This is a genomic window from Mesorhizobium sp. DxT (genome assembly GCF_058448885.1).
In genome coordinates this window covers 1-2,627 of record NZ_JBZFLJ010000026.1, presented here as the reverse complement: position 1 = coordinate 2,627, position 2,627 = coordinate 1, and the positions used below count along the sequence as shown (strand labels likewise).

The following is a 2,627-nucleotide window of genomic DNA, read 5'->3' as shown; positions in this document are numbered from 1 at the left end:
CGCCGAAAAATCCGCAACTCTCCGCGACAAGCTGAGCGGCCGAACTGGGGAATTTTACTTCGGCACTTTTGGGGGAAATTCGCGCGGCATTGACACAGGGTCTTCGGCTTCAGTCACTTCCACACAAGCGTCGGCCTGGTGGGTCCCAGCGATCCGAAAGATTAGCATACTCAAGATCGTGCCGAGCCACCTGCTGACGGTCGGTGAATGCCGGCCAGGGCTGCTGCCAGACCAACGTGGCCCTGGCCGGCCTTTTTGACCCTCGCTTCCTTGCCCGGAAACTTCAGGCCAACCCTGCCTGACCTGATACCTGTCCGCCGATGCAGGGCGGGAGCGGACAAGATGGCGGGCGTCGCCGGGGTTCGGTTGCCGGGAGTGACATCCGCGTCACCGGCGCGCTTTCTCGCGCATTCATGACGGGGGGTTCAATGCGCAACCACACGCATCCAACCACAACGCCCGAAGAACCTCTCACGCCTGGTTGGGCCGAGCCGGCTGGCGCCTTTACAGCCAGGCGCCAGGAAAGAACGCGTCCGGCACCGTCTGTCGCCCAAGTGCGACTAGATCGCCGTGTGCCGATCGGATTTGCTGCCAGGGAAACGCCGACGGATATTCGGCCCACGCCTCGCCCCAGCGCACGACCGCATCAAGCTTGCCGGCCACTCCGGCAAGCGAGGCTGCCCGTGTTGCAGCCATTGCCTCAAGAAGAGCTTCGGCCCGACTGAACGCCTGCTGTTCTGCCTTCATGCTGGAGAAGTAGCCTATCTCGTCAGCAGCTGCTTCAAACCGAGCCTGCTGCTGAGCAAGCTCGGCTTCAGCCTGCAAACGAATAGCTGCCATGTCCGTTCTCTCTCCGATCAATCGATCGAGCGCATGTGTTGAACAGACATAGACTGGCTCCCCTTCCGGTACACTGACCAGTGTTCCCAGACCGTTCACGCGCTCCGCAAGTTCGACTTCCAGCTCCTGCTGCCGCCGACCGAGACGCTGAACCCGTTCGTCTGTCGCTGCCCAATCCCGCCAGAGGGACACGGCAGGATCGTCGATAGCAGTTGCCGTATCCAGCGCTGAAATACCGCGCGCCTGTGCAGCTTCTCCGAACACCGCGCACCCAGCGGCGGCGGCGCCGCGAAGCGCCAGCCGACGCGTGACCGAAGGACAGACTCGTGTATTGTCGGAATCAGCCATGATCCGAGCTCCTAACAGCTTGGTTGTGGTTAGGCTGGACGATGTGTAGCCGCACATCGACCAGCCGCATTCTAATTTGCGTTCCTACCTCTCGGCGGCCTCAGCAAATACGGAACGCGCTTACCAAACGGGTTCTATCATACGTCCAACGGAAGATCAATTTGAAATCATATGATATGAATACGATCACAGGAGCGCAGATTAGGGCCGCACGCGCGTTAGTACGTTGGAGCGCACTGGAGCTGGCAAGTGCCGCCAATGTAGGCGTTGCTACTGTGAGGCGTGCAGAAGCCGACGATGGATTGCCTTCAACGACACCGGCAAACTTACTGTCGATCCGCCATGCGCTCGAAACCGCCGGCATCGAGTTCATTCCGGAGAACGGCGGCGGCCCCGGTGTACGTCTGGCGCGCTCGTCGAAGAAGACCTGACGCAGAACCGGCCGACCACTTCGACCGCGGAGAGGAAAGGGTCTCGCGTACAACCGTGCGCCCCATCAACAAGTGGCCCGGTGTCTGGGTCGTTCACCCGCGAACGCTCTTTGATGCCGCCCTTTGCCTAAAGCGATTGGTGCGGTCTCTTGCTGCCAGTTGGTTGTCGGACGCTGTGTTTCTGTACGGGGGAAGGGAGCGCTCATGTGCTCTCCGCCAGCGGCACGGCCGATAGGCATGCAATCGCGTCACAATGGGTGAAAGACGACAAACCCTTCGCAATCGGCACCTCAACCGTGCGGGACTGTCTTCATCTGACTACGGTCCTACGATGCGAGTAGCTTGGCCTGGTCAGCTAACTCATCGCGACACCGCAGAGTACTTGACAGCTCCTTGTAAGAGGCGTCCTAATTTTCGAATGACTAGGGAACAGTACGAGAGCATTCGCCGCCTGATCGTCGACCTCAAATTCGAGGTGGCAGAACTTCGGCTTCTCATCAGGCAGGTAATCGCTGCACAGGCAGAAGACCGAGGCGCGGACGCGACGGCCTATCTTGAGGCCATTGCGCAGATCGAGATTCCCGATGATCTCAAGAAGTTCTTCCCTGATAAGAATTGAAGAATCTGTTGGGGCGAATCCGCAGTGTAGGATCGACCCGCAGCATGATAAGGGCTATGTGAAAATGCACTGCCAACGCCAACAGGCTCACGCTTGAGGCTGTCGGCAATAATACATCTTGCTACCATAACCACTACAGAACGACCGTTCACCCGCAGCTTGGCATTTTGAGTCATTGTCCAATAGGGGTGAACCCTCCCGGCATGTTGCGGCGAGACGGCCGGTGATCAGAATATATCGGAGCCCTCTTCCTTAACGCTCCGTAGCCCCAGGAAATTGACCTCTGAAATCAAGTGTAAGCGCGAAGTCTGGGCCGCCTGACGTTTCGGTTGGGCGTCTTGTATGAAGGCAGGGATTGGCGGAGGTGTCAGTTTCTGTGTCTACGGTTG

General features: G+C 58.9%; 3 protein-coding genes. 2 read left to right on the top strand and 1 reads right to left on the bottom strand.

Annotated elements, in window-relative coordinates:
- Positions 1–504 precede the first annotated feature (504 nt).
- Positions 505–1,188 carry a hypothetical protein gene (locus tag ACVJNE_RS24205; RefSeq protein WP_499569276.1) on the bottom strand — a complete coding sequence of 228 codons (684 nt, stop codon included), beginning with the start codon at positions 1,186–1,188 and terminating at the stop codon, positions 505–507.
- Between the two features lie 275 nt (positions 1,189–1,463).
- Between ACVJNE_RS24205 and ACVJNE_RS24200 the strand changes: the two genes are divergently transcribed.
- Both ACVJNE_RS24200 and ACVJNE_RS24195 read left to right on the top strand, forming a co-directional pair.
- Positions 1,464–1,619, top strand: coding sequence for a hypothetical protein (locus tag ACVJNE_RS24200; protein ID WP_499569275.1), 156 nt, complete (start codon positions 1,464–1,466; stop codon positions 1,617–1,619).
- 418 nt (positions 1,620–2,037) lie between these two features.
- Positions 2,038–2,238 (top strand): hypothetical protein, encoded by a 201-nt coding sequence (locus ACVJNE_RS24195; RefSeq protein WP_499569274.1) that lies wholly within the window; start codon positions 2,038–2,040, stop codon positions 2,236–2,238.
- The last annotated feature ends 389 nt before the right edge of the window (positions 2,239–2,627 follow it).

What these genes read in the sequence shown, in the direction of transcription:
- ACVJNE_RS24195 (WP_499569274.1), top strand. Translation starts at nt 2,038, where the DNA reads ATGACTAGGGAACAGTACGAGAGCATTCGCCGCCTGATCGTCGACCTC.
- ACVJNE_RS24205 (WP_499569276.1), bottom strand. Translation starts at nt 1,188, where the DNA reads ATGGCTGATTCCGACAATACACGAGTCTGTCCTTCGGTCACGCGTCGG.